At 71.7% G+C, this 26,613-nt stretch carries 22 protein-coding genes; 10 read left to right on the top strand and 12 right to left on the bottom strand.

What is annotated here, in order from left to right; genetic code table 11:
- Positions 1–128: 128 nt before the first annotated feature.
- Positions 129–2,402 (bottom strand): transglycosylase domain-containing protein, encoded by a 2,274-nt coding sequence (locus ACF1AG_RS12520; RefSeq protein WP_359605931.1) that lies wholly within the window; start codon positions 2,400–2,402, stop codon positions 129–131.
- A gap of 428 nt (positions 2,403–2,830) precedes the next feature.
- Here ACF1AG_RS12520 and wblA point away from each other — a divergent pair, with 428 nt between their 5' ends.
- Positions 2,831–3,169 (top strand): transcriptional regulator WblA, encoded by a 339-nt coding sequence (wblA, locus tag ACF1AG_RS12515; protein WP_019527064.1) that lies wholly within the window; start codon positions 2,831–2,833, stop codon positions 3,167–3,169.
- 274 nt (positions 3,170–3,443) lie between these two features.
- Here wblA and ACF1AG_RS12510 read toward each other — a convergent pair whose 3' ends face one another.
- Positions 3,444–4,820, bottom strand: coding sequence for an ArsA family ATPase (locus tag ACF1AG_RS12510; protein WP_359605933.1), 1,377 nt, complete (start codon positions 4,818–4,820; stop codon positions 3,444–3,446).
- 103 nt (positions 4,821–4,923) lie between these two features.
- Entirely contained in the window at positions 4,924–5,901 is a 978-nt protein-coding gene (locus ACF1AG_RS12505) for an ArsA-related P-loop ATPase (protein WP_359605935.1), read from the bottom strand.
- Between the two features lie 127 nt (positions 5,902–6,028).
- Here ACF1AG_RS12505 and ACF1AG_RS12500 point away from each other — a divergent pair, with 127 nt between their 5' ends.
- The 4 genes from ACF1AG_RS12500 (at position 6,029) to ACF1AG_RS12485 (ending at position 9,061) form a co-directional block, all read left to right on the top strand.
- Positions 6,029–6,190 (top strand): DUF4177 domain-containing protein, encoded by a 162-nt coding sequence (locus ACF1AG_RS12500; RefSeq protein WP_003975360.1) that lies wholly within the window; start codon positions 6,029–6,031, stop codon positions 6,188–6,190.
- Positions 6,187–6,657 (top strand): RidA family protein, encoded by a 471-nt coding sequence (locus tag ACF1AG_RS12495; RefSeq protein ID WP_359605937.1) that lies wholly within the window; start codon positions 6,187–6,189, stop codon positions 6,655–6,657. Before ACF1AG_RS12500 ends, ACF1AG_RS12495 begins: the two co-directional genes overlap by 4 nt.
- Positions 6,658–7,352: 695 nt before the next feature.
- Entirely contained in the window at positions 7,353–8,234 is an 882-nt protein-coding gene (locus tag ACF1AG_RS12490; protein WP_391809717.1) for an NUDIX hydrolase, read from the top strand.
- Positions 8,231–9,061, top strand: coding sequence for an MBL fold metallo-hydrolase (locus tag ACF1AG_RS12485; RefSeq protein ID WP_391809716.1), 831 nt, complete (start codon positions 8,231–8,233; stop codon positions 9,059–9,061). The genes ACF1AG_RS12490 and ACF1AG_RS12485 overlap by 4 nt, the downstream gene beginning before the upstream one ends.
- Positions 9,062–9,172: 111 nt before the next feature.
- Here ACF1AG_RS12485 and ACF1AG_RS12480 read toward each other — a convergent pair whose 3' ends face one another.
- A complete protein-coding gene (locus ACF1AG_RS12480) occupies positions 9,173–9,847 on the bottom strand; it encodes a Crp/Fnr family transcriptional regulator (RefSeq protein ID WP_006132548.1) in 675 nt (224 codons plus the stop codon).
- 276 nt (positions 9,848–10,123) lie between these two features.
- Between ACF1AG_RS12480 and nth the strand changes: the two genes are divergently transcribed.
- The 3 genes from nth to ACF1AG_RS12465 all read left to right on the top strand — a co-directional run bounded on the left by nth (position 10,124) and on the right by ACF1AG_RS12465 (position 13,376).
- Positions 10,124–11,308, top strand: a complete 1,185-nt coding sequence (gene nth / locus ACF1AG_RS12475; protein ID WP_391809715.1) for an endonuclease III — start codon at positions 10,124–10,126, stop codon at positions 11,306–11,308.
- A 127-nt stretch (positions 11,309–11,435) separates the two neighbouring features.
- Positions 11,436–12,131 carry a CoA pyrophosphatase gene (locus ACF1AG_RS12470; protein WP_359605944.1) on the top strand — a complete coding sequence of 232 codons (696 nt, stop codon included), beginning with the start codon at positions 11,436–11,438 and terminating at the stop codon, positions 12,129–12,131.
- Positions 12,132–12,176: 45 nt separating this feature from the next.
- Entirely contained in the window at positions 12,177–13,376 is a 1,200-nt protein-coding gene (locus tag ACF1AG_RS12465) for a MarP family serine protease (RefSeq protein ID WP_359605946.1), read from the top strand.
- Positions 13,377–13,428: 52 nt separating this feature from the next.
- Here the strand turns inward: ACF1AG_RS12465 and ACF1AG_RS12460 are convergent, their stop codons facing one another.
- The 6 genes from ACF1AG_RS12460 to ACF1AG_RS12435 form a co-directional block, all read right to left on the bottom strand.
- Positions 13,429–13,611 carry a hypothetical protein gene (locus ACF1AG_RS12460; RefSeq protein WP_078492825.1) on the bottom strand — a complete coding sequence of 61 codons (183 nt, stop codon included), beginning with the start codon at positions 13,609–13,611 and terminating at the stop codon, positions 13,429–13,431.
- A 100-nt stretch (positions 13,612–13,711) separates the two neighbouring features.
- Positions 13,712–14,662, bottom strand: a complete 951-nt coding sequence (locus ACF1AG_RS12455; protein WP_359605948.1) for an alpha/beta hydrolase — start codon at positions 14,660–14,662, stop codon at positions 13,712–13,714.
- Positions 14,659–15,147, bottom strand: coding sequence for a phage holin family protein (locus tag ACF1AG_RS12450; RefSeq protein WP_359605950.1), 489 nt, complete (start codon positions 15,145–15,147; stop codon positions 14,659–14,661). The genes ACF1AG_RS12455 and ACF1AG_RS12450 overlap by 4 nt, the downstream gene beginning before the upstream one ends.
- Positions 15,148–15,233: 86 nt before the next feature.
- A complete protein-coding gene (gene nhaA, locus ACF1AG_RS12445) occupies positions 15,234–16,667 on the bottom strand; it encodes a Na+/H+ antiporter NhaA (protein WP_359605952.1) in 1,434 nt (477 codons plus the stop codon).
- A 403-nt stretch (positions 16,668–17,070) separates the two neighbouring features.
- The gene (acs, locus tag ACF1AG_RS12440; protein ID WP_391809714.1) at positions 17,071–19,026 is read right to left on the bottom strand and encodes an acetate--CoA ligase; all 1,956 of its coding nucleotides are present in this window, start codon (positions 19,024–19,026) and stop codon (positions 17,071–17,073) included.
- Between the two features lie 196 nt (positions 19,027–19,222).
- On the bottom strand, positions 19,223–21,655 hold the full coding sequence (locus tag ACF1AG_RS12435; protein ID WP_359599899.1) for a SulP family inorganic anion transporter: 2,433 nt from the start codon (positions 21,653–21,655) through the stop codon (positions 19,223–19,225).
- Positions 21,656–21,986: 331 nt separating this feature from the next.
- Here ACF1AG_RS12435 and ACF1AG_RS12430 point away from each other — a divergent pair, with 331 nt between their 5' ends.
- On the top strand, positions 21,987–23,255 hold the full coding sequence (locus ACF1AG_RS12430; protein ID WP_359599898.1) for a hypothetical protein: 1,269 nt from the start codon (positions 21,987–21,989) through the stop codon (positions 23,253–23,255).
- A 3-nt stretch (positions 23,256–23,258) separates the two neighbouring features.
- On the opposite strand, the gene ACF1AG_RS12425 is transcribed toward ACF1AG_RS12430, so the two are convergent.
- Entirely contained in the window at positions 23,259–24,239 is a 981-nt protein-coding gene (locus tag ACF1AG_RS12425) for an ATP-binding protein (RefSeq protein WP_391809713.1), read from the bottom strand.
- A 101-nt stretch (positions 24,240–24,340) separates the two neighbouring features.
- On the opposite strand from ACF1AG_RS12425, the gene ACF1AG_RS12420 reads away from it, so the two are divergent.
- Positions 24,341–25,165, top strand: a complete 825-nt coding sequence (locus tag ACF1AG_RS12420; protein WP_359599895.1) for an oxidoreductase — start codon at positions 24,341–24,343, stop codon at positions 25,163–25,165.
- 448 nt (positions 25,166–25,613) lie between these two features.
- Here the strand turns inward: ACF1AG_RS12420 and ACF1AG_RS12415 are convergent, their stop codons facing one another.
- On the bottom strand, positions 25,614–26,447 hold the full coding sequence (locus tag ACF1AG_RS12415) for an HAD-IB family hydrolase (RefSeq protein ID WP_359599894.1): 834 nt from the start codon (positions 26,445–26,447) through the stop codon (positions 25,614–25,616).
- Between the last annotated feature and the right edge of the window lie 166 nt (positions 26,448–26,613).

Here is a 26,613-nt window from a genome sequence, read left to right as displayed (position 1 = left end):
TTTTCTTCCGGGGCGACTCGTTTGGGGGGGGGCGCGGTGACTGGGGGGGGGGGGGGCCCCCCCCCGGCCCGGCCGGCCCCCCCCCCCCCCCGCCCCGGCGCCCCCACCGCCGTGTTGTCGGCCGACCGTCAGTCCCGGCCGCCCGGCCCGTTGCCCGGGCCCCGGATGAAGCCTTCGGGGATCGTGAAGCCCGGGTCCGGCTGGCCGCCGTTGCCGCCGTCACCGCCCTCGTTGCCGTTGCCGCCGTTGATCAGGCCGCCGATGAAGCCGTCGTCGCCCTTGCCGTCGTCACCGCGGCCACGGCCCTTGTCGCGGTCCTCGGGCTTCTTCGGGTCCGGGATGTGCACCCGGTTGAAGTCCGGGGCGTCCTTGCCCTCCAGTGCGCCGGACATCGCGTCGCGCCAGATGGGGCCCGGGACGGCGCCACCGAAGACCAGGTCGTGGTACTGACCGCCGATGGTGATGCTCCGCATCTTCACCTTCTGGCTGGCGCTGCCCACCCACACGGCGCCCGACATGTTCGGCGTGTAGCCGACGAACCAGGCGTTCCGGCGCTCGTCCGTCGTTCCGGTCTTACCGGCGTTGGCGCGGCCGTCGCCGAGGCCGGCCTGCTGACCGGTACCGGAGTCGATCACGCCCCTGAGCAGCTCGTTCACCGTGTCCGCCGTCTTCTCGCTCATCGCGCGCGAGCACGTGGACTTCGGGACGGGCAGGGACTTCGACTGGTCACCGGTCTTCTGGGTGATCGACTCGATGGCGACCGGCGTGCAGTACATGCCCCGCGAGGCGAAGGCCGCGTAGGCGCTCGCCATGGTGAGGGGCGACAGACCGGTGGAGCCGAGGGTCATCGAGGAGGGCACCTCGGGGATCTTGTCCCCGTTGCCCTGCACCACGCCGAGCTTGTCGGTCATGGTCACCACCGGGCACATCCCGATGTCCTCGATCATCTGCACGAAGTAGGTGTTGACCGACTTCGCCATCGCGTCCTTCAACGCGTACGGCCCGACCTCGGACTCGTTCTCGTTCTCCAGCTTGTAGTTGCCGTCGTTCACCCACGGCTTCTCGCAGCCGCGCACGGTGTCGGGGTACGGCATGTCGTACGGGGCGGAGTACTCCTGCGTCGGCGGCCGGCCCTCCTCCAGGGCGGCGGCGGCCACGAACGGCTTGAACGTCGAACCGGTCGGGAAGCCGAAGTTGGAGCCGCCCCACGCGGAGTCCACGGAGAAGTTGATCTCCGTCTGGTTCTTGCCGTAGCCGTACGGCTTCGACTGGCCCATCGCGACGATCTTGCCGGTGCCCGGCTCCACGAGCGTCGACGCGGCGGCGACCTCGTCCGACTCGTAGACGTGGTCCTTGAGCGACTCCTGCACCGACTCCTGGGCCTGCGGCTCCAGCGTCGTGCGGATCGTGAGGCCGCCCTGGTTCCAGACCTTCGCCCGCTCCTCGCGCGACTTGCCGAAGACCGGGTCGTTGAGGAAGACCTTCTCCACGTACTTGCAGAAGAAGCCCGCGCCCTTGGCCGCGGTGATGCAGCCGTTCTTCGGCTCGCTGACCTTGAGGCCCAGGGGGGAGCGCATCGCCTCGGCGGCCTCCTCCGGGGAGACGTCCCCGACCTCGGCCATCCGCTTCAGCACGATGTTGCGCCGCTTCTTCGCTTCGGCCTCGTCGTTCACCGGGTCGTAGCGGCTGGGCGACTGGACGATGCCCGCGAGGAGCGCGGCCTCCTGGAGGTTGAGGTCCTTGGCCGGCTTGGAGAAGTAGCGCTGGGACGCGGCCTCGACGCCGTACGCCTGCTGACCGAAGAACGTGATGTTCAGGTAGTTCTCGAGGATCTTCTTCTTGCCCAGCTCTTCCTCGACCTGGATCGCGTACTTCAGCTCCTGGATCTTGCGGCCGATGGTCTGCTGGGTGGCCTGCGCGACCTTCGTCGGGTCGTCGCCCGCCTCCTCGACGAAGACGTTCTTCACGTACTGCTGGGTGAGCGTCGAGGCGCCCTCGGAGACCTCGCCGCTGCGGGCGTTCTTGTTGAGCGCGCGCAGCACGCCCTTCAGGTCGACCGCCCCGTGTTCGTAGAAGCGGGAGTCCTCGATGGCGACGATCGCCTTCTGCATGTACGGCGAGATGTCCTTGAGGTCCACCACCGTGCGGTCGCGCGAGTAGACGGTGGCGATCAGGCCGCCGTCGGCGTCGAGGATGGTGGTGCGCTGGCTCAGCGGCGGCGTCTTCAAAGCGGCCGGGAGCTCGTCGAAGCTCTCCACCGACCCCTTCGCCGCAAGGCCCAGCGCGCCCACCGCCGGCAGCGCGATGCCGGCCATGACGGCACCGGCCAGGACACTGACACCGAGGAACTTGGCGGCCTGCTGCGTGGAGGACAGACCACCGCCCGAGCGCTTCTTTGGCATGGGTGCAGCCTACGTTCTCATTCGCCGGACAAGCGTATATGCCTTGGCCTAAGCTGCACTCAACTGTCACAGCAGTGGGGCCACGTATCAATACGTCCGGCGACCCCGAATCGTTCCGGATCTTTTCGACTTTCTTCGTACGAGTGGAGTCGAGGAGCGTGGAGACCGTGTCCGGATCGCCTCGTGTGTCACGGGATGCCCGTTGTGGCGCAACTGAACTGACCCATAATGCCCCAATCGTCACGCATGTCGCCCCCTCACTCCCCCGGGTGATCTGCCGCTTACCCATAGTCCGTTCGGACCATTCAAGATTGGGCCCGCTGGGGGTGTTGCGCTGTGCCCACCTTCCGTAACGTCCTCAACTGGCGGCGGTGAATATGCCGCTGCCGCCGTGGGGGAGCCTCGATTCGGGAGAGGACGGCGCCGGTATGGGCTGGGTTACCGACTGGAGTGCGCAGGCTGCCTGCCGCACTACCGATCCGGATGAACTGTTCGTTCAAGGAGCAGCGCAGAACAGGGCCAAGGCGGTGTGCACCGGCTGCCCGGTGCGCACGGAGTGCCTGGCAGACGCGCTCGACAACCGCGTCGAGTTCGGCGTGTGGGGAGGCATGACGGAGCGTGAGCGCCGTGCGCTGCTGCGCCGACGGCCGACCGTGACGTCCTGGCGCCGGCTGCTGGAGACCGCGCGCTCGGAGTACGAGCGTGGCACGGGCGTCGTGCCGCTCAACGACGACCAGGTCTACGAGGACTACGCCGCAGTGAGCTGAGCTCTCGGTGAGGGCTCTCGGGGGGTCCTCGGCGTGCCCGGTGCTGCGACCGGGGCCCACGCGGTTCGCTTTCAGCGGTGGGCAGGTCATGGGTGGTCCGGTCCCGGTGCGCCTCGTCGTGCGCGGGGGCGCCCGGTGCGCCTGTGTGCGCGGGCGCGAGGGTGCTCACGGCCAGGTTCGAGCGCGGTCGCGCCCGAGTGCGGTGACACCCGAGGCGTACGTCGGCGCGCAGGTCGTATGCGCATCGCGCGCCCGCGAAGAAGCCGGACGCCCCTCAGGGCGTACCCGACAGCTCCGCGCGCCCCGCCGCCAGGCGTTCACCGATGTCGCGCAGCCCCGCGAGGTCGTGGACGTCGCCGGGCAGGGCGGCCACCTCGGTCATCGCCACCTCGGGGTGGAGCGCCGTGAAGCGGTCACGCGTCCGCCGCTCGCGCGCGAGCAGCTGCATCCGCTCCGCGTGCAGTCTCAGCAGACCGGCGGTGAGACGCTCGACCGAGCGCTCGCCGTCCGTCGCAGTCGGTTCGTCTTCGGGAGCCGCGCCGTCGGCGTCCTCGGTGGCGGGGGAGCCTCCGTCGGTGTCGTTACGCGCGGGTGATTCTGAACTGCCGTACGTGTCGGGAGAGTTACGAAGTCCAGCTTTCCCGTCCGGCTGATCCACAATGCGGGACTCGTCAAGATTTTCCGCGGCGGCCAGCGCCCGCTCGGCCGACAGCCGGCCGGCCCCGCTGCCGTGCACCCGGTTGAGGACCAGACCCGCCAGCGGCATGTCCTCCGCGGCCAGCCGTTCCACGAAGTACGCGGCCTCCCGCAGCGCGTCCCGCTCGGGCGCCGCGACCACCAGGAACGCCGTCCCGGGTGCCTGGAGCAGCTTGTACGTGGCGTCCGCGCGCGTCCGGAACCCGCCGAACATGGAGTCCATCGCCGCCACGAACGTCTGCACGTCGCGCAGCAGCTGACCGCCGAGCACCTTGCCGAGCGCGCCGGTCATCATCGACATCCCGACGTTCAGGAACTTCATCCCCGCACGGCCGCCCACCTTGGCCGGGGCCAGCAGCACCCGGATCAGCTTGCCGTCGAGGAAGGAGCCGAGCCGCTTGGGCGCGTCCAGGAAGTCCAGCGCGGAACGCGACGGCGGGGTGTCGACCACGATCAGGTCCCACTCGTCCCGCGCCCGCAGCTGCCCCAGCTTCTCCATCGCCATGTACTCCTGCGTGCCGGCGAAGCCCGCGGAGAGCGACTGGTAGAACGGGTTGCCAAGAATCGCGGCGGCCCGCTCGGGGTCCGCGTGCGCCTCGACGATCTCGTCGAAGGTGCGCTTCATGTCGAGCATCATCGCGTGCAGTTCGCCGCCCGCGGAGTCGTCGATGCCCTTCACCCGGCGCGGGGTGTTGTCGAGGGAGTCGATGCCCATGGACTGGGCGAGCCGGCGCGCCGGGTCGATGGTGAGGACCACCACCTTGCGGCCCCGCTCCGCCGCCCGCAGGCCCAGCGCCGCGGCCGTGGTCGTCTTGCCGACACCGCCCGAGCCGCAGCACACCACGATCCGGGTGTCCGGATCCTCGATCAGCGGGTCGATCTCCAGCGTGCGGGCGGGCGAGAGGTGCTCACGGACCGGGTCCTGGTCCTGCGCCGGTTCCGGACGACGGTTCATGACATCCCCTGCTTCCGGTGGATCCGACTCGTGCGCGTGACGGCGGGGCCGATGCGGTGGTGCGGGTCGCCCGGGACGTGCTCCCGGCGGGGCGTACGGCCGCTCATGACACGCCCTGCCCGCGCAGCTTGCGCGCCAGCGCGTACAGCCCTGCCAGGTCCATTCCCTCGGCCAGCAACGGCAGTTCGTGCAGCGGCACGTCGAGTTCCGCCAGCACCGCGCGCTGCTCGGTCTCCAGCGTGTACCGCTCGGCGTACTCCTCCGCCTGCGCCAGCAGCGGCTCCACCAGCCGCTCCGCGTGCCCGCCGCGCCGCGCGCCGCCGAGCCCGGCCGAGGACAGCGACTGCGCCACGGCGGAACGGGGGACGCTCCCGACGAGTTCCAGGTCGGCGGCGTCCAGCACCTGCGGCCGAACCATGTTCACGATGACCCGTCCCACCGGCAGCCGGGCCGCGCGCAGTTCCGCGATGCCGTCCGCGGTCTCCTGGACCGGCATCTCCTCCAGCAGGGTGACCAGGTGCACGGCCGTCTCCGGCGACTTCAGCACGCGCATGACGGCCTGCGCCTGATTGTGTATCGGGCCGATCTTGGCGAGCCCGGCCACCTCGTCGTTGACGTTGAGGAAGCGGGTGATGCGGCCGGTCGGCGGTGCGTCCATCACGACGTAGTCGTAGACGAACCGGCCGCCGCGGTCCTTGCGCCGCACCGCCTCGCACGCCTTGCCGGTGAGCAGCACGTCCCGCACGCCGGGGGCGATCGTGGTGGCGAAGTCGATCGCGCCGAGCTTGCGCAGGGCCCGGCCGGCGCTGCCGAGCTTGTAGAACATCTGGAGGTAGTCCAGAAGGGCCAGTTCGGGGTCGATGGCGAGGGCGAACACCTCCCCGCCCCCGGGAGCGACGGCGATCTTCCGCTCCTCGTACGGCAGCGCCTGCGTCTCGAAGAGCTGCGCGATGCCCTGCCGGCCCTCGACCTCGACGAGAAGCGTCCGCTTCCCCTCCTCGGCCAGGGCCAGCGCCAGAGCGGCGGCCACCGTGGTTTTGCCGGTTCCGCCCTTGCCACTCACGACCTGGAGCCTGCTCACGCCTTCGAGCCTAAATGCTCACCGCGCGTGGCGGCGGCTCCGGGTGATGTTCCCGCCCCCGTGTGCCGTCCCGGACGGGGTGACGGCGACGCGGGAGGCGGACGGGGCAGCGGCTAGAGTCGGCCGCATGACGAAGTGGGAATACGCGACTGTGCCGCTGCTCGTCCACGCGACGAAGCAGATTCTTGACACCTGGGGCGAGGACGGCTGGGAGCTCGTCCAGGTCGTGCCCGGGCCGAACAACCCCGAGCAGCTGGTGGCCTACCTGAAGCGCGAGAAGCAGGCATGAGCGGCGTCGTCGAGTCCCGGCTGGCCGAGCTGGGCCTGAGCCTGCCCGAGGTCGTCCCGCCGCTCGCCTCGTACCAGCCCGCCGTCGTCTCCGGCCGGTACGTGTTCACCTCCGGCCAGCTGCCGATGGTGGACGGCAAGCTTCCGGTGACCGGCAAGGTCGGCGCGGAGGTCACCCCCGAGGAGGCCAAGGACCTGGCCCGCACCTGCGCGCTGAACGCGCTCGCGGCGGTCAAGTCGGTCGCCGGTGACCTGGACCGCGTCGCGCGCGTCGTGAAGGTCGTCGGCTTCGTCGCCTCCGCCGCGGACTTCACCGGCCAGCCTGCCGTCGTCAACGGCGCCAGCGAACTCCTGGGCGAGGTGCTCGGCGACAAGGGCGTGCACGCCCGCAGCGCGGTCGGCGTCGCGGTCCTGCCGCTGGACGCGCCGGTCGAGGTCGAGATGCAGGTGGAACTCACGGAGGACTAGCCCTCCGGGCGGGCGTCCCCGGACCTCCTCCGGGCCACGCCTCCCCCCTGGGCAGACGTCCCCGGATCTCTTCCGGCCCACGCCCCGTCGATCGCCGACACTGCCCCGGCCGGCCATTGATCGCCGCACGCCGCCCCGGCCGGCCCCGCGCCTGCCGGGGCGCGGCACGTACGGACCCGGCGGGGGCGCCGGGCCCGCCACCGGGCGTTCGCCCCGGTTGCGCCGGCCCGGGGTCTCCGCCGCCGGAGGGCCACGGGCGCCGGCCCAGGGTGTCCGCTCCCGCGGGCCCGGCCCCTGGCCCCGGCTGCGACTGACGCCCCGGTCCGCGGGGCCGCTGCCGGCCCGGGGTTTCCGCCGCCGGAGGGCCACGGGCGCCGGCCCAGGGTGTCCGCTCCCGCGGGCCCGGCCCCTAGCCCCTGCCGCGACTGACGCCCCCGGCCCGTCGGGCCGCTGCCGGTCGCGACTGTTCCCTGCCGCGGCCGCCAGGCGGTCGCCCTGCCCGCCCCGCCCCCGGGCCGCCTCTGCCCGCCCCGCCCCGGGCCACCCGCGCCGGTGACGACCGCCTCGGTCGCCCGGTGGGCCCCGGCCGCAAGTGGCTCCCGACCCCGCCCCGGGGCCACCCCACGCCACCGGCGGCACCCCCTCCGTCCCAAGAGGCACTCGAACATCCGGGCGTCTCGGGATAGCCTCCGGCCATGGCGAATGCGCAGGCTGGCGGGCAGTGGTACCCGCCGGAGTGGCCCGAGCGGATCAAGGCACTGGCGAGCGGTGAGCTGACGCCCGTCCCGCCCAGGCGCGCGGCCACCGTCATGCTCCTCAAGGACACCGGCGACGGACCCGCCGTGCACATGCTGCGCCGCCGTACGTCCATGGCGTTCGCGGGCGGCGCGTACGCCTACCCCGGCGGCGGCGTCGACCCGCGCGACGACGACCGGCACGTCCGTTGGGCCGGACCCTCGCTCGACTGGTGGGCGGAGCGCCTCGGCGTGGACCGCGCCGGCGCCCAGGCGATCGTCTGCGCGGCCGTGCGCGAGACGTACGAGGAGGCCGGCGTGCTGCTCGCCGGCCCCGCCCCGGACGCGGTGGTCGGCGACACCACCGGCGCGGACTGGGAGGCGGACCGCGCCGCGCTCGTCGCGCGCGAGCTGTCCTTCGCGGAGTTCCTCGACCGCCGCGGCCTGGTGCTGCGCTCCGACCTGCTCGGCGCGTGGACGCGCTGGATCACCCCCGAGTTCGAGCCGCGCCGCTACGACACGTGGTTCTTCGTCGCCGCACTGCCCGATGGCCAGCGCACCCGCAACGCCTCCACGGAGGCCGACCGCACGGTGTGGATCACCCCGCGCGAGGCGGCCGACGGCTACGACCGGAGCGAGCTGCTGATGATGCCCCCGACGATCGCGACCCTGCGCCAGCTCGTGGCGTACGGCACGGCCGCGGAGGCGCTCGACGCGGCGCCCGCGCGGGATCTCACGCCGGTGCTGGCCTCCGCGCGCCTGGTGGACGGCGAGATCGTCCTCTCCTGGCCCGGGCACGACGAGTTCACCAAGCACATCCCGACCGGGGGAGCCCCCTCATGACGGATGCCACCGCCCTTCCCGGCCAGCCGCGCGGCGGGGTCCTCTCCGGTCCCGCGACCGCGCGGGCCGTCAACGTGCTCGCCCCGAACCCCTCGGCGATGACGCTGGACGGCACGAACACCTGGATCCTGTCCGAGCCGGACTCCGACCTCGCCGTCGTCGTCGACCCGGGGCCGCTGGACGACGGGCACCTGCGGCACGTCGTCGGCACCGTCGAGCAGGCCGGCAAGCGGGTCGCCCTCACCCTGCTGACGCACGGTCACCCCGACCACGCCGAGGGCGCCGCCCGTTTCGCCGAGCTGACCGGCACGAAGGTGCGCGCCCTGGACCCGGCGCTGCGCCTCGGCGACGAGGGCCTGGCCGCCGGGGACGTCGTCACCGTGGGCGGCCTGGAGCTGCGCGTCGTGCCGGCCCCGGGCCACACCGCCGACTCCCTGTGCTTCCACCTGCCGGCGGACCAGGCGATCCTGACCGGCGACACCGTGCTGGGACGCGGTACGACCGTCGTGGCCCACCCCGACGGCCGCCTCGGCGACTACCTGGACACCCTGCGCCGGCTCAGGTCCCTCACCGTCGACGACGGCGTCCACACGGTGCTGCCGGGACACGGGCCGGTGCTGGACGACGCCCAGGGCGCCGTCGAGTACTACCTCGCTCACCGCGCCCACCGGCTCGCCCAGGTGGAGACGGCCGTCGAGGACGGCCACCGCACTCCCCCCGAGGTCGTCGCCCACGTCTACGCCGACGTCGACCGCTCCCTCTGGCCGGCCGCGGAACTCTCCGTACGGGCCCAGCTTGAGTACCTGAAGGAGCACGGCATCATCTGACGGCACGCCCGCGTGGTGGGACGCCTGCTTGGCGGCACGCCCGCTTGGTGGCACGCCAGCGCCCCCACGGCCGGGGTGGGCCGTGGGGGCGCGGAAAAGCCGGGTGCCGCGTCAGCGGGAGCGCTTGGCGAGCCGCTCCACGTCGAGCAGGATCACCGCGCGGGCCTCGAGCCGAAGCCAGCCGCGCTGGGCGAAGTCCGCCAGGGCCTTGTTGACCGTCTCGCGGGACGCGCCGACCAGCTGGGCCAGCTCCTCCTGCGTGAGGTCGTGCACCACGTGGATGCCTTCCTCCGACTGCACGCCGAAGCGGCGGGAGAGGTCCAGCAGGGCGCGCGCGACACGGCCCGGGACGTCGGAGAAGACCAGGTCGGACATGGCGTCGTTGGTCTTGCGCAGCCGGCGGGCGACGGCGCGCAGCAGCGCCGTGGCCACCTCGGGGCGGGCGCTCAGCCAGGGCGTGAGGTCGCCGTGGCCCAGGCCCAGCAGCTTCACCTCGGTGAGCGCCGTGGCGGTCGCCGTGCGCGGGCCCGGGTCGAAGAGGGACAGTTCACCGATCAGCTCGCCCGGGCCGACCACGGCGAGCATGTTCTCGCGGCCGTCGGGGGAGGTGCGGTGCAGCTTCACCTTGCCCTCGGTGACCACGTACAGGCGGTCGCCCGGGTCTCCCTCGTGGAACAGTGAGTCGCCCCGTGCCAGGGTCACCTCACTCATGGAGGCGCGAAGCTCCGCGGCCTGCTCGTCATCGAGCGCCGCGAAAAGCGGGTTCCGCCGCAGAACGTCGTCCACGAGTTCTCTCCTATTCGACCTGCTCAGGGGATCTTGGTTCCCCTGCGTGCCAGGGGACCGTGGTTCCCATTTTGCCGGACCGTCCAAACAGTGTGATCTGTCACAAGGATGCCGCACGGGTCGCCCGGGGTATGCGGCAGGGGTCCAATTGGACGCCGATCTTCTGGGTCCGGGGCGGATGTCCGTGCCGGGTCGTAGGCTGGCCGGGTGTCCAAATCGCCGGTGAGAGCACAGGCCGAGGGGGCTGCGCGGGTGAGTGCAGAACGCGATTCCGCTGTGGGCGAACAGGTCTCCGATGGCGGTAGGAAGACGGCGAAAGCCGCGGAGACGGCTGCCGCCGGGGGTTCCGCCTCCGCGAAGAAGGCCGCACCTGCGCGGAAGCCTCCTGCACGGAGGGCTTCCACGAAGAAGGCCCCGGCTGAGAAGGCCCCTGCGAAGAAGGCCACGGCGAAGAAGGCCACGGCGAAGAAGGCCTCCGCCAAGGAAGCCGCTCCCGCTCGGAAGCCCGCCGCGAAGAAGGCGTCCGCCGGGAAGGCCGCCCCCGCCGCTCACAAGAAGACCGCCCCCGCCAAGTCCTCCGCCGCTCTGAAGAAGGCCCCCGCCCCCAGGAAGCAGGTCGTCGCTCCCAAGAAGGCGACCGCCTCCGTCCCGGCCGCCCCGGCCAGGACGGTCGCCGCGCACCCGCAGGGCGAGTCCCGTACGGCGCTGGTGCGGCGGGCCCGCCGCATCAACCGCGAGCTCGCCGAGGTGTACCCGTACGCCCACCCCGAGCTGGATTTCGAGAACCCCTTCCAACTCGTCGTCGCCACCGTGCTGTCGGCCCAGACCACCGACCTGCGCGTCAATCAGACGACCCCGGCGCTGTTCGCGAAGTACCCCACTCCCGAGGACCTGGCGGCGGCCAACCCGGAGGAGGTGGAGGAGATCCTCCGCCCCACCGGCTTCTTCCGCGCCAAGACCAAGTCGGTCATCGGGCTGTCCAAGGCGTTGGTGGAGCAGTTCGGCGGGGAGGTGCCGGGCCGGCTGGAGGACCTGGTCAAGCTGCCCGGCGTGGGCCGCAAGACCGCGTTCGTCGTGCTCGGCAACGCCTTCGGCCGCCCCGGCATCACGGTCGACACCCACTTCCAGCGCCTGGTACGCCGCTGGAAGTGGACCGACGAGACCGACCCGGACAAGATCGAGGCGGCGGTCGGCGCACTGTTCCCGAAGAGCGACTGGACCGACCTGTCCCACCACGTCATCTGGCACGGGCGCCGTATCTGCCACGCCCGCAAGCCCGCCTGCGGCGCCTGTCCGATCGCCCCGCTCTGCCCGGCGTACGGCGAGGGCGAGACGGACCCGGAGAAGGCGAAGAAGCTGCTGAAGTACGAGAAGGCCGGGCAGCCGGGCCAGCGGCTGAAACCCCCGCAGGCGTACCTGGACGCCGGCGGCAGGCCGGCCCCGCCGCTGGGGGCCGGATGAGGGCAGGCCGGACGCCCTCGCGTGCCGCGGAACGATCTCGGGAGCGTCGCGCGTTGGACGCGTGGGACGGGGCTCGGGAGCGTCGCGCGTCGGACGCGTGGGACGGGGCCGGACGACGGGGGTGGGCATGACGCGAGCGAGCGGGACGCAGGGAGGCCCGGTGGCCCTCAGCAGGGACGGGCTGCCCGCGTGGCTGGACCCGGTGGTCCGCGCCGCCGAGACGGTCCGGCCCACACAGCTGAGCCGCTTCCTGCCGCCGAAGGACGGCTCGGGGCGGCAGTCCGCCGTCCTGATCCTCTTCGGTGAGGACGAGCGCGGGCCCCAGCTGCTGCTCATGGAGCGGGCCAGTTCGCTGCGCTCGCACGCCGGGCAGCCGTCCTTCCCGGGCGGGGCCCTCGACCCCGAGGACGGCGACCCGCAGGGCGAGGGACCACTGCGGGCCGCGCTGCGTGAGGCCGAGGAGGAGACCGGGCTCGACCCGTCCGGCGTGCAGCTCTTCGGCGTGCTGCCGAGGCTCTACATCCCCGTCAGCGGCTTCGTCGTGACGCCCGTGCTCGGCTGGTGGCGCGAGCCCACCCCGGTCGGCGTCGTCGATCCGAACGAGACGGCGCGGGTGTTCACCGTGCCCGTGGCCGATCTCACCCACCCGGACAACCGTGCGACCGCGATCCATCCCAGCGGTTTCCGCGGACCCGCGTTCCTGGTCGAATCGGCCCTCGTGTGGGGGTTCACCGCGGGGGTCATCGACCGGTTGCTGCACTTCGCGGGCTGGGAGCGCCCCTGGGATCGGGACAAGCGGGTCCCGCTGGACTGGAGGGCGTGACAGGGTGGGCGCCGTGCTGCGTAGGACGAGGCGAGGCTTGAATCGGTGAACGTGCTGGACATCCTGCTGCTGGTGGCAGCCGTGTGGTTCGCCGTGGTCGGATATCGACAGGGCTTCGTCGTCGGCATCCTGTCGGTGATCGGATTCCTCGGGGGCGGTCTGATCGCCGTCTACACGCTGCCCGTCATCTGGGACGCGATGACGGACAACTCCGAAGTGGGTACCACCGCCGCCGTCGTGGCGGTCGTGGTCGTCATAGTGTGCGCCTCCGTCGGCCAGGCCCTGACCACCCATCTGGGCAACAAGCTCCGCCGGTACATCACCTGGTCCCCGGCCCGCGCCCTCGACGCCACCGGCGGGGCCCTCGTCAACGTCGTCGCGATGCTCCTGGTCGCCTGGCTGATCGGCTCCGCCCTCGCCGGGACGACGCTGCCGACGCTCGGCAAGGAGGTGCGCGGCTCCAAGGTGCTGCTCGGCGTCTCCCGGGCGCTGCCGGACCAGGCGGACATCTGGTTCGCCGACTTCTCGTCCGTCCTCGCGCAGAACGGCTTCCCGCAGGTCTTCAGCCCGTTCGCCAACGAGCCCATCACGGACGTCCGTCCGCCCGACCCGGCGCTCGCGGGCAGCCGCGTCGCCGCCCGCGCGCAGCGCTCCATCGTCAAGGTGACGGGCACGGCGACGAGCTGCGGCAAGGTGCTGGAGGGCACCGGCTTCGTATTCGACGACCGGCGCGTCATGACCAACGCCCATGTGGTGGGCGGCGTCGACGAGCCCGTCGTGCAGATAGGCGGCGAGGGCCGCATGTACGACGCCACGGTCGTCCTGTACGACTGGAAGCGCGACATCGCCGTGCTCGACGTGCCCGACATGGACGCGCCCGCGCTGCGGTTCGCCACCGAGGACGCGAGCAGCGGGGACGGCGCGATCGTCGCCGGCTTCCCGGAGAACGGCGCGTACGACGTCCGCGCGGCGAGGCTGCGGGGGCGCATCACGGCCAACGGCCCCGACATCTACCACCGCGGCACGGTGCGCCGCGACGTGTACTCGCTGTTCGCGACGGTCCGTCAGGGCAACTCCGGCGGCCCGCTCCTCACCCCCGAGGGGGAGGTCTACGGCGTCATCTTCGCGAAGTCGCTGGACGACGCCCAGACGGGATACGCGCTGACCGTGGACGAGATCCGCGAGGACATCGCCAGGGGCCGCAGCGCCGCCCAGGAGGTGGACAGCGACAAGTGCGCGCTCTGAGCGGGAACCGGAGCGGGAGCTGCCGGGACGTCAGGAACAGCCGGACGGACCGTCAGCCCCGCGGGTGACGGAGCCGGACCGATACCCAGCGCGCACGGCGGCGGAGAATGCGCGGGATGCCGACCCTGAGATCCGTAGCTGCCATCTGTGGTGCACCGCCTCGCTGGTGGGAGCCCACACCGCTCGCCGAGCGGCGATTGCGGCTTGCGTCACTGTAGTCGTGCGTCCAGCCCATACCCGGACGTGTGCCCCCGCCCCAAGGTCCATAACCGCCTGAGGGGCCGCCAATTGGCCTATGCGCCAGGCAATTGGCGTTCGTATGACCGGTCGACTCTTCAGCGGTCCGGCTCGGGATCCTTCAACCAGTTGATCAGCTCGGTCGAGAAGGCCACCGGGTCCTCCTCGTGCGGGAAGTGCCCGAGTCCGTCGAACAGCCGCCAGCGGTACGGGGCTTCGACGTACTGCCCCGAGCCCGCCGCGCTGCGTGTGCGCACCACCGGGTCCAGCGAGCCGTGCAGATGCAGCGTCGGCACCCGCACCGGGCGCTTCATCCTGCGGTTGAACTGGATGCCGTCCGGGCGGGCCAGCGACCGCACCATCCACCGGTACGGCTCGATCGAGCAGTGCGCCGTGGACGGGATGCACATGGCCTGCCGGTAGGTCTCCAGTACCTTCTCGTCGGGCGGCTGCGGCCCCGACCACTCCTGGATGAGCCGCGCCACCATCGCCCCGTCGTCCGCGGTGAGCCGGCGCTCCGGGATCCAGGGCCGCTGGAAGCCCCAGATGTGCGACTGGGCAGCCGTCTGCCGGGCGTCGGCCAGCATCGAGGAGCGCCAGCGCCGCGGGTGCGGCATCGAGGACACCGCGAGCCGCCGGACGAGCTTGGGGCGCATCGCCGCGGCCGTCCAGGCGAGGTAGCCGCCCAGGTCGTGGCCGACGAGCGCGGCGTCCGGCTCGCCCAGGGAGCGGATCACGCCGGTGACGTCCAGCGCCAGGTTGGCCGGGTCGTACCCGCGCGGGGTGCGGTCGCTGCCGCCGACGCCCCGCAGGTCCATGGCGACGGCCCGGAACCCGGCGTCGGCGAGCGCCGTGAGCTGGTGCCGCCAGGTCCACCAGAACTGGGGGAAGCCGTGCAGCAGCAGCACCAGCGGGCCGTCGCCCAGCTCCGCGATGTGGAAGCGCGCGCCGTTGGCGGCGACGTCCCGGTGGACGAGTCCCGGGGCGTCCGGGAGGTCCAGGCGTACGACCGAGGCAGGTTGCGCCGAAGGAGTGGCGGGGTCCGTCATGAGGTCGAGCGTGCCACAGCCTCGATGGCCTCGGGGCCACGGTGCCCGGGGAGGGCCGGACGCGGGTGCGGCTTGGCCTTCTGCAGCACGCCGGCCGACTCCTTCACCGAGGCGGCGACCTTCTGCGGGCCGCGGCCCTTCTTGGCCTTCTTCGCGAAGACGACGCCGATGAGGGCGAGGAGGCCGGCGATCAGGCAGTTCGCCGCGAAGGACAGCAGGAAGCACACCGCCATGTTCCAGCCGCTCCAGGTGCGGATGCCGTAGGCGAGCGCGAAGTTCAGCATCGGCAGGGAGAACAACAGCAGCACGCCCGCCGCCATGAACGCGCCGCCGCTCGTCGCACCCCGCTTCACGTCCTGCCTGAGCTGCGCCTTCGCCAGCGCGATCTCGTCGTGCACCAGCGCCGACATCTCCGCCGTCGCCGTGGCGAACAGCTGGCCGATGCTGCGTTCGGCGCCGACCGGGCTGCCGTCGGGTGCGCTCATCGCGGTCTCCCTCTTCTCCGTACGCCTCGCGTACGTCCGTCGTGCCTGCGCGGGACGGTCCCGTTCTTTTGTACCGTCCCGTCAGATCATGCCGGACCGTCGTGCCGATCGCCTGCCCCGCCCGGCACTTGTGCAAGCGCGTCTCGCGCTGCGGCCTTCTCCCGGGCGAGCCGACGGTGCTCGGCGGCCTTCTTCTCCAGGATGTCGGCCATTCGGAGGTGGTACTCCGGGTCGTCCTGCTCGTAGACGTCCGGCACACCGCTGAGGTCCTCGTCCCGCTCCTCCTCCTCGGCGAGCTTGCGGTACTTGGCGTTCCGCATCTTCAGCAGGACGGTCGCCAGGATGGTGGCGAGGAGTGAGCCGGTGAGGACGGCGGCCTTCACACTGCCGGCCATCGTCGCGTCGTCCTCGAAGGCCAGCTCGCCGATGAGCAGCGACACGGTGAAGCCGATGCCGGCGAGCGTGGCCACTGCGAACACGTCCGCCCAGGCCAGGTCGTCGCTGAGCGAGGCGCGGGTGAACCGGGACGTCAGCCAGGTGCCGCCGAAGATGCCGAACGTCTTGCCGATGACCAGGCCGAGGACGACGCCGAGCGTCTCGGGCTGCGTGAACACCTCCCCGAGGGCATCACCGGAGACCGCGACACCGGCGCTGAACAGCGCGAACACCGGGACGGCGAAACCCGCCGACAGCGGCCGGACCAGGTGCTCGATGTGCTCGCCGGGGGACTGCTTCTCGCCCTCCTCGCGGTGGCAGCGCAGCATCAGACCCATGGCGACACCGGCGATGGTGGCGTGGATGCCGCTGTTGTACATCAGCCCCCAGATCACCAGGGCCAGCGGCACGTACACGTACCAGCCGCGTATCCGCTTGCGCAGCAGCAGCCAGAAGACGACCAGGCCCGCGACCGCGCCGCCCAGCGCGGCGAAGTTCAGCTGGTCGGTGAAGAAGACCGCGATGATCAGGATCGCGAACAGGTCGTCGACGACCGCGAGGGTGAGCAGGAAGGCGCGCAGCGCGCTGGGCAGCGAGGTGCCGATGACGGCGAGCACGGCCAGCGCGAACGCGATGTCGGTGGCGGTGGGCACGGCCCAGCCGGCGAGGGAGCCGCCGCCCGCACCGGCCGTCAGCGTGTAGACCAGCGCGGGCGCGATCATGCCGCACAGGGCGGCGACGACGGGCAGCGCGGCGGCCTTCGGGTCGCGCAGGTCACCGGCGACCAGTTCCCGCTTGAGCTCGACGCCGGCCACGAAGAAGAAGATCGCGAGCAGACCGTCGGCCGCCCAGTGCGCGACGGACAGGTTCAGTCCGAGGGAGGACGGGCCGAAGTGCCAGTGGCTGACGGTCTCGTAGCTGTCACCCAGCGCGGGCAGGTTCGCCCACACCAGCGCGGCGACGGCGGCGAGCAGCAGCAGGACGCCGCCGACGGTCTCCGTGCGCAGGGCCTCCGCGACGAAGTTCCGCTCGGGCAGGGAGAGCCGACCGAAGCTCTTGCGGGGGGAAGGGGTGGGGGCACTCACAGGCGTTTCCTCTGGTGGACGGGCAGCACGAACCGTGTGCCGACCAGACTTCCCGGCGCTCCATGAGACTACTTTTACCGTTCTTTAGCGTAGCTAACGTGCTCGCGGGCCGCACCAGCGGCACCGGCGACCCGGGCGCGGAGCGGCCTAGGGGCCTGCCAGGGGAACGGGTGGGGTCGAGGCTGCTGACCTGCGGAGATCGCGCCCGCGGACGGGACCGCCCAGCCGCGCCCGGCCGCCGCGCAGGGGCTTGGCGTGGTTTGCCTCACAGGGCGGGAACCCGGCACACAGGACGCCGCCCGTGCCCCCACGAGCGGGGGCGCGGGCGGCGGTGCACCGGTCCGGACGGGTGCGGGCGTGGCTGGGGCTGTCCCGCCGGCACCCGTGCGGGCAGGGGTGCCGGTCAGTCCTCGCTCGGCGCAGCCGGAAGCTTCGCCTGGATGAGGTCCATGACCGTGGAGTCCGTCAGCGTGGTGACGTCCCCGAGCTGGCGGTTCTCCGCGACGTCCCGCAGCAGACGCCGCATGATCTTGCCGGAGCGGGTCTTCGGCAGCTCGGCCACCGGCAGGATCCGCTTCGGCTTGGCGATCGGGCCGAGCGTGGCGCCCACGTGGTTCCGCAGCTCACCCACGAGGTCCTCGCTCTCCGCCGCCGTGCCGCGCAGGATGACGAAGGCGACGATCGCCTGGCCGGTCGTCTCGTCCGCGGCGCCCACCACGGCAGCCTCGGCGACCGACGGGTGGGAGACCAGCGCGGACTCGACCTCCGTGGTGGAGATGTTGTGGCCGGACACCAGCATCACGTCGTCGACCCGGCCCAGCAGCCAGATGTCGCCGTCGTCGTCCTTCTTCGCGCCGTCACCGGCGAAGTACTTGCCCTCGAAGCGCGACCAGTAGGTGTCGATGAACCGCTGGTCGTCGCCCCAGATGGTGCGCAGCATCGACGGCCACGACTCGGTCAGCACCAGGTAGCCGCCACCACCGTTGGGCACCTCGTTCGCCTCGTCGTCCACGACCGTGGCGGAGATGCCCGGCAGCGGGGTCTGGGCGGAGCCCGGCTTGGCGGAGGTCACGCCCGGCAGCGGCGAGATCATCATGCCGCCGGTCTCGGTCTGCCACCAGGTGTCGACGACCGGGGTGCGGTCCGCGCCGATGTTCTTGCGGTACCAGATCCACGCCTCGGGGTTGATCGGCTCACCCACGGAGCCGAGCACCCGCAGCGACGACAGGTCGAACTTGGCGGGGATGTCGTCGCCCCACTTCATGAACGTCCGGATCGCGGTGGGCGCCGTGTAGAGGATCGTCACGCCGTACTTCTGCACGATCTCCCAGAAGCGGCCCTGGTGGGGCGTGTCGGGCGTGCCCTCGTACATGACCTGCGTGGCGCCGTTGGCGAGCGGCCCGTAGACGATGTACGAGTGCCCGGTGACCCAGCCGACGTCCGCCGTGCACCAGTACACGTCGGTCTCCGGCTTGAGGTCGAACACCGCCCAGTGCGTGTACGACGTCTGGGTCAGGTAGCCGCCGGAGGTGTGCAGGATGCCCTTCGGCTTACCCGTGGTGCCCGAGGTGTAGAGGATGAACAGAGGGTGCTCGGCGTCGAACGCCTCCGGGGTGTGCTCCGCGCTCTGCCGGTCGACCACGTCGTGCCACCACACGTCGCGGCCCTCGGTCCAGGCGACGTCCTGGCCGGTGCGGCGGACGACGAGGACGTGCTCCACGCTCTCCACGCGGCTGACGGCCTCGTCCACGGCCGGCTTCAGGGCGGAGGGCTTGCCGCGCCGGTAGCCGCCGTCGGACGTGATGACGACCCGTGCGTCGGCGTCCTGGATGCGGGTGGCGAGGGCGTCCGCCGAGAAGCCGCCGAAGACGACCGAGTGCGCGGCGCCGATGCGGGCGCAGGCCAGCATCGCGACGGCGGTCTCCGGGATCATCGGCATGTAGACGGCGACCCGGTCGCCCTTGCGGACACCCAGCTCCAGCAGGGCGTTGGCGGCCTTGGAGACCTCGTCCTTGAGCTGGGCGTAGGTGATGGCGCGGCTGTCGCCCGGCTCGCCCTCGAAGTGGATCGCGACCCGGTCGCCGTGCCCGGCCTCGACGTGCCGGTCGACGCAGTTGTAGGCGACGTTGAGCTCGCCGTCCTGGAACCACTTGGCGAACGGCGGGTTCGACCAGTCGAGGGTCTCGGTGGGCTCCTTGGCCCAGGTCAGCCGGCGGGCCTGCTCGGCCCAGAAGCCGAGCCTGTCAGCCTTGGCCTGTTCATACGCCTCCGCGGTGACGTTGGCGTTCGCGGCCAGGTCGGCGGGGGGTGCGAAGCGTCGCTCCTCCTTCAGGAGGTTGGCCAGGCTTTCATTGCTCACGGCATCTGCCTTTCCCAGGGTGTCCGTTGTGTCCCAGGCCACAGCTCATCAGACCCGGGGGCACGCTGACAAGGGTCGACGGGAAATTGGTTTAGACCTGTAGAGGGTCGTGTCGTGCGGTTGCCCGACACCCCTTCCCACGGGGCGCCGGGCAACCTGGTTCAAGTGGTGTAACGCCTCTCACACCTGACGCGCGTCACACCACCAGGTCCACCTCGCGTACCCGGTCGAAGACCCTGTCCTCCTCCTGTTCCGCGAGGAGATATGCCTGGGCCTCACCCACGTGGAAGTACACCCCGTGCAGTTCGAGGCTTCCCTGCTCCAGGGCGCGGGCGACCGCCTCGTGGGCGCGGAGATGCTCCAGCTGCTGCACCACGTTGGTCAGGCAGAGCTGTTCCACGTCGTCGGCGGGGTCCCGCCCGGCCAGCCGGGGCGCGGGCGCACCGGGGTCCCGCAGCCGTTCCACGCTCGGCCCGCCGTGCCGCAGCCAGCGGCCGAGCGGCGTGACGGCGGGGGAGCCGGGGCGGGAGCCGAGCAGGGCCTGCATGGCGCCGCATCCCGAGTGGCCGCACACCGTGATCGACCGCACCGCCAGCACGTCGACGGCGTACTCGATGGCGGCGGCCACCGAGTCGTCGCCGCTCTCCGCGCCCGGCGGCGGCACCAGATTGCCGACGTTGCGCACCACGAACAGGTCGCCGGGACCGCTGGAGGTGATCATCGAGGTGACCACCCGGGAGTCGGCACAGGTCAGGAACAGCTGCGACGGCCGCTGCCCCTCCCGCGCCAGCCGGGCCAGCTCACCGCGCACCAGGGGCGCCGTGCGGCGCTGGAACGTGCTGAGTCCGCGCACCAGCTCGCGGCCGCTCGGGGTGCGTCCGCGGGCCGGGGCGCCCGGATCTGCGGGCCGGTGCGCCTCGCTGTATGCGGGCGTCGTGTCCGGGGGGTCCTCTGTGTCAGGGGCGGGGGAGGGCCGCTCGCACTGGTGGTTGCGCCAGGCCGTCCAGGGGCGGCAGCGGCAGTCGCCGGAAGTGCCGGACTCCCCGCCGGGCGCCGGTTCGGTGGAGAGCGCGCCGGGTTCGGCGATCCGCACCCCCGCGCGCGCCCCGGTGATCTCCACGGAGCCGCCCCGCGCGGTGTGCGTGTTCTGCCAGTCCTGCAGCGTCTCGTACGCGGCGTGGTCCATGAAGGACCCGTTCAACGACACCAGCACGTCCGCCCCTTGGGGGACGAGGTGCAGCGCCCGGCTGAGCCGCGGCACCGCGAGGAACGTCAACTGCCCCCGCACGTGCACGTGATGGACGCCGTTCTCCTCCTCGTGGGTGATCCGGGTCCGGGTGAGCCGATGCAGGGCCACGCCCACGGCCACGGCGATGCCGAGCGCCACGCCCTCCAGCACTCCGAGCGAGATCACCCCGAGGGCGGTGACGGCGTAGACCAGGACCTCGCGGTGGCGCGTCACCGTGCGGATGTGGTGCAGGGACACCATGCGCAGACCGACGGCCATGACGAGCGCGGCGAGCGCGGCGAGCGGGATCAGCTCCAGCAGCGGGACCAGCAGCAGCGCGGCCGCCACCACCAGGACGCCGTGGATGATCGTGGCGTTCCGGCTGACGGCGCCCGCGTGGACGTTCGCCGTGCTGCGGACGGCGACGCCGGCGACGGGCAGACCGCCGAGCGTGCCGGAGACCACGTTGGCCGCGCCCTGGCCGAGCAGCTCCCGGTCCAGATCGGAGCGGACAGGGCTCGGTGCGCCGGGGCGGGCGGCGGCCAGCTTGTCCACGGCCGTCGCGCCGAGCAGCGACTGCACGCTGCACACCAGGGTGGTGGTGAGCACGGCCGCGACGAGACCGAGCACCGGGCCGTCGGGCAGCCCGGCCAGCGCGTGGCTGTGCCACGACGGCAGGTCCACCGCGGGCAGCACCAGGCCGGCCGCCGCGGCGGCCGCGGTGGCTCCCGTGACGGCGACCAGTGCGGCGGGCATCCGGCGCAGCAGGTGTCCGGCGCGTCCGGGCAGCCGGGGCCAGAGCAGCAGGACGGCCAGCGTCAGCACACTCACCGCGAGAGCGGCGGGGTCGAGACGCGCCAACTGTGTGGGCAGGGCGCGCAGATTGTCGGGCACGGAGCTCTGCGGCTCGCCCCCGAGGACGATGTGCGCCTGGGCGACGGCGATGGTGACGCCGATTCCTGCCAGCATGCCGTGCACGATCGCGGGGCTCACGGCGAGGGCTGCGCGTGCCACACGCAGGCAGCCGAGGCCGAGCTGGGCGAGGCCGGCGAGGACGGTGACGGCACAGGTGGTGCGCCAGCCGTACTGGTGGATGAGGTCGGCGGTGACGACCGTGAGTCCCGCCGCCGGGCCGCTCACCTGGAGCGGGGAGCCGCCGAGCCGTCCGGCGACGAGCCCGCCCACGGCCGCGGCGACCAGGCCGGCCTGGAGGGGCGCGCCGGTGGCGAGGGCGATGCCGAGGGACAGGGGAAGGGCGATGAGGAAGACCGCCACGGCGGCCGAGAGGTCGGCGCCCGCGACGCGGAAGCGGCGACGACGGCCGGGCGGCGGGCTGTGCGGGGGATGGGCTCGCTCGGTGTGCGCCGATTCGGTGGCGCCGGCGGGAACGCAGGCTGACATGGACTCCCGTCTCCTTCGGGTCTGCGCGGTCGCGTGACGGTGGGGGGCCGCTCGGGCGGAGCGGTCGCGGCCGTGGGGCACGGCCCCAGAACGGCGGGATGAGATGACTCTCAGTAAACAGATCGTAATTGCGAGTAAAGGACCGGCATAGACTTTCCGGGCAAATGGCGGCAGGCGTCACTCTGAGGGGTGAAGTGGCTATTTCATCGGCTTGTCGTATTAATTCACTTCTTCTTTCCGTGCGACGTTGACGGCGCGGTCGGCATGGACCGGCCCGGCACCACGCAACGCCTCATCGAGCTCGGCCCGAGAGAAGGAAGAAGGTGGGCGAATGGCCGCCACCCACAGGAACGCCACGGGCGCCGTGATCACCGCGGTCTGCCTCGCCACGCTCGCCGGCTGCGGAACCGGCGGCGGAGGCGGGCAGGGCGGGCCGGAACAGGAGAAGGCTCAGCCGGCCCCCGCCCCCAGGAACGTCGTCCGGCTGATCGGCGACGGCTCGACCGCCTACACCGGCGCCCAGCCGCATCTGCCGAAGCCGGAGCGGATGAAGCCCGGCGAGAAGCCGCCGCAGTTCGTGGTGTTCTCCTGGGACGGCGCGGGCGAGGACAGCCAGAAGCTGTTCTCCCACTTCCGCAAGGTCGCCAAGGAGAACGACGCGACCATGACGTACTTCCTCAGCGGCGTGTACCTCCTGCCCGAGGAGAAGCGCGACCTGTACAACCCGCCGCAGCACTCGCCGGGCCGCTCCGACATCGGCTTCAACGACCAGCAGGGCATCGCCGACACCGTGAAGCAGCTGCGGCTGGCCTGGCTCGAGGGCAACGAGATCGGCACGCACTTCAACGGCCACTTCTGCGGCGGCGACGGCGGGGTCGGCGAGTGGTCGGTGGAGGAGTGGAAGGAGGAGATCGCCCAGGCCAAGCAGTTCGTGAAGACCTGGAAGACCAACGCCGCCATGAAGAACGAGGCCCCGCTGCCCTTCGACTACGACAAGGAGCTCATCGGGGCCCGTACGCCCTGCCTGGAAGGGCAGGAGAACTTCATGAAGGCCGCCCGGGACCTGGGCTTCCGCTACGACACCAGCGGTGTCAACAACCAGGTCTGGCCCAAGAAGAAGTCCGGGCTGTGGGACGTGTCGATGCAGCTCGTGCCCTTCCCCGGGCACTCCTTCGAGCAGCTCACCATGGACTACAACTTCATGGTCAACCAGTCCGGCACCACCACCCAGGGCGACCCCTCCAAGCACGAGATGTGGGGCGACCAGATGCGGGACGGCCTGCTCCAGGGCTTCGAGCGCGCCTACAACGGCAACAGGGCGCCCCTGATCATCGGCAACCACTTCGAGTCCTGGAACGGCGGCACGTACATGCGGGCCGTCGAGGAGGTCATCGAGACGGTGTGCACCAAGTCCGACGTGCGGTGCGTCTCCTTCCGCCAACTGGTGGACTGGCTGGACGCGCAGGACCCGGCGACCCTGGAGAAGCTGCGCTCGCTGGGTGTCGGCGAGGCCCCGAAGAAGGGCTGGAAGGCCTTCCTGGCCTCCGGCCCCGCCCCGGCCCCCAAGGGCGCGCCGGGTTCTCCCGCGCCGAAGGAGTGAGGCTCAGGCCCCGGCGGTGACGCTCTCGCCGAGCACGAAACCGGGGTCGACCTGCGCCGCCAGGTCGGCCCCGGTGCGCTCGTTGCCCCACGACTGGGCGTTCTTGAGATGGAAGTGCACCATCTGGCGCGTGTACCGCTCCCAGTCCCGCCGCTGGTACGTCGCGTCGGCCGCCTCGCGCAGGGTGCGCAGGGCGAGCCGGTTGGACTCCTCCAGCGCGGCGAACCGCGGCGGGCGACCCTTCTCCATGGCCCGCACCCAGTCCGAGTGGCCCACGGTCACCAGCAGGTCGTCCCCCACTTCCGCGCGCAGGAAGTCGAGGTCGTCCGGGCCCTGCACCTTGTTGCCGACGACCCTCAGGGCCACGCCGAAGTCGCGGGCGTACTCCTTGTACTGGCGGTAGACGGAGACGCCCTTCCGGGTCGGCTCGGCGACGAGGAACGTCATGTCGAAGCGGGTGAACATGCCGGACGCGAAGGAGTCCGAGCCGGCCGTCATGTCGACCACGACGTACTCGCCGGGGCCGTCCACCAGGTGGTTCAGGCAGAGCTCCACCGCCCCGGTCTTGGAGTGGTAGCAGGCGACCCCGAGGTCGGCGTCGGTGAAGGGGCCCGTGACCATCAGGCGGACGGCGCCGCCGTCCAGGGCCACCGGACGCGCGCAGGCGTCGTAGACCGGGTTGTCCTCCTGGACCCGCAGCAGCCGGGAGCCCTCGCCGGGCGGGGTCGTCTTGATCATCGTGTCGGCGGACGCGATGCGCGGGTTGCTGCCGCGCAGGTGGTCCTTGATCAGCCGGAGGTGCTCGCCCATCGGGGGGAGGGCGGCGGCCTCGGACTCGTCCAGGCCCAGCGCGGCCCCGAGGTGCTGGTTGATGTCGGCGTCCACGGCGACGACCGGGGCGCCCTCGGCCGCGAGATGACGGATGAACAGGGAGGACAGGGTCGTCTTTCCGCTCCCGCCCTTCCCAACGAAAGCAATTTTCATGTTCACGAAGCGTAGTGCCTCGATAGCTGTACGTCACAGCGGGGCGTGAAGAAGACCACTCCATCGTGGGGCGGGCGTCCGGGGTGCGTAGGGTCGTACTCATGAGTACGACGGGCGCGACCGCCGATCCCCTCGCGGCCCTGGGCAACCTGCCCGGTGTGGCCGACTCCGTGGAGTCCGTACGCAAGGCCGTGGACCGGGTCTACGGGCACAGGGTCATGCGGCGGCGCAGCAACGAGATCACCTCCGAGGCGGCCCTGCGCGGCGCCCGGGGTTCGGCGGCGCTGTCCGGTGCGGACTGGGCCCTGGAGGAGGTGCGGCGGCGCAGCGACTTCAGCGGCGACGACGGTGCGCGCACCGTGGGCGCCGCGCTGCGGCTGACGGCCGAGGCGGGGCAGCTGCTGTCGATCTGGCGGCAGTCGCCGCTGCGGGTGCTGGCGCGGCTGCACCTGGTCGCCGCCGCCGACAAGGCCGAGCACGTGGGCCGGCCCCGCCGGGTGGGCGAGCCGGTCGACGAGCCCTTGACCGACCTGCCCCTGCCGGACGCCGACGAGATGCACGGCCGCCTGGAGGGCCTGGCCGAGATCGTCATCGCGGGCGGTTCCGCGCCGGCGCTGGTGACGGCCGCCGTGGTGCACGGCGAGCTGCTCGCGCTGCGTCCCTTCACGTCCCACAACGGTCTGGTCGCGCGCACGGCCGAGCGGATCGTCCTGGTCGGCAGCGGCCTCGACCCCAAGTCGGTGTGCCCCGCCGAGGTCGGCCACGCCGAGCTGGGCCAGGACGCCTACCAGGAGGCGCTGCGGGGTTACCTGTCCGGCACCGCGGAGGGCATGGCCGCCTGGATCGCCCACTGCGGGCGGGCCGTGGCGCTGGGCGCGCGCGAGTCCACGGCGGTGTGCGAGGCGCTGCAGCGCGGAGCCGCCTGAGCGGCCGAAGGGTCACGGGACCGGGCGGAGGGGCCCAGCATCCGGGCGGAGGGTGACGCGGGCGGGGCGAAGGGCTCCGCGCGAGAATGCGGCGGTACGAATGCTCGTACCGCCGCTGGCATGTCCACCGCGTTACCAAGCGTCCTCGATACGTACCCATCAGGCCGGGGACTTTGCCCGGCCTGGTGCGGCTGGCCCGTAATCGACGGGTCGACGTCGCGTGGGTGCGCGGTTTCCATGCGCGGTCCGTGGGGCCTGAAGCGTTCTGGAGGTCGTCCTCTCGGACGTCCTTGGTCTCGCGGGCCGTCGAGTCCTTTGTACTCCGGCTTCCCGGAGAGGGGAAGTCCTGGCCGCGTTCCTTTACTTTTGGGCGCAAACAAGCAGTAAACGGACGTCGAAATGGCGAACGCGTCCCGGAACGGGGACGCGCGGCGAAGAAAAAGTACGTTCAGGCAACGGTCGAGCGGCGCCGGCTCGCGTACCAGACGAGGCCCGCGGTGGCCGCCGCCGCGCCTATCGCGGCCGCCGCTACAAGAGCGGGACGAGGCGGAACGGAGAACGCCGGAAAGCGCTGCTTCAGCCGCACCGGACGGTGGAAATCGAGGATCGGCCACTCGCGCACCAGCGCTTCCCGGCGCAGCGCGCGGTCCGGGTTCACGGCGTGCGGATGCCCGACGGCCTCCAGCATCGGGATGTCGGTCACCGAGTCGCTGTAGGCGTAGCAGCGGGACAGGTCGTAGCCCTCGGACGCGGCCAGCTCCCGCACCGCCTCCGCCTTCGTCGGGCCGTACGCGTAGTACTCGACCTCGCCGGTGAAGCAGCCGTCGTCGCCCACCACCATGCGCGTGGCCACGACCCGGTCGGCGCCCAGCAGCTCGCCGATCGGCTCCACCACCTCGGCGCCCGAGGTGGACACGATCACCACGTCACGGCCGGCGGTGTGGTGCTCCTCGATGAGGGTGGCGGCCTCGTCGTAGATGATCGGGTCGATCAGGTCGTGCAGGGTCTCGGCGACGATCTCCTTGACCTGCTCGACGTTCCACCCGCGGCACAGGGCGGACAGGTACTTCCGCATCCGTTCCATCTGGTCGTGATCCGCGCCGCCGGCGAGGAACACGAACTGGGAGTACGCGGTCCGCAGGACGGCCCTGCGGTTGATCAGTCCGCCTTGGTAGAAGGACTTGCTGAAGGTGAGTGTGCTCGACTTCGCAATGACCGTCTTGTCCAGGTCGAAGAAGGCGGCTGTGCGGGGCGACAAGTGGTTTTCCACGCCCCTGAGCATAGGCGCAGCCCATTCGGCGTAGTGTGTGGCGCGTGGGTTTGCCTGAGAGGGCCCTCGGGTACACCATGGAAGTCACGGATCGTTCGCGACCGTGCTAACCCGGTCCGACTCCTCCCCCCCCGAGTCGGCCGTGGGGACGACCCCCGCTCTCCCCCCCGGCGGGGGT

Source organism: Streptomyces sp. NPDC014764 (assembly GCF_043082785.1).
Lineage (GTDB): Bacteria > Actinomycetota > Actinomycetes > Streptomycetales > Streptomycetaceae > Streptomyces > Streptomyces althioticus.
This window is presented reverse-complemented; position numbering and strand designations above follow the sequence as displayed.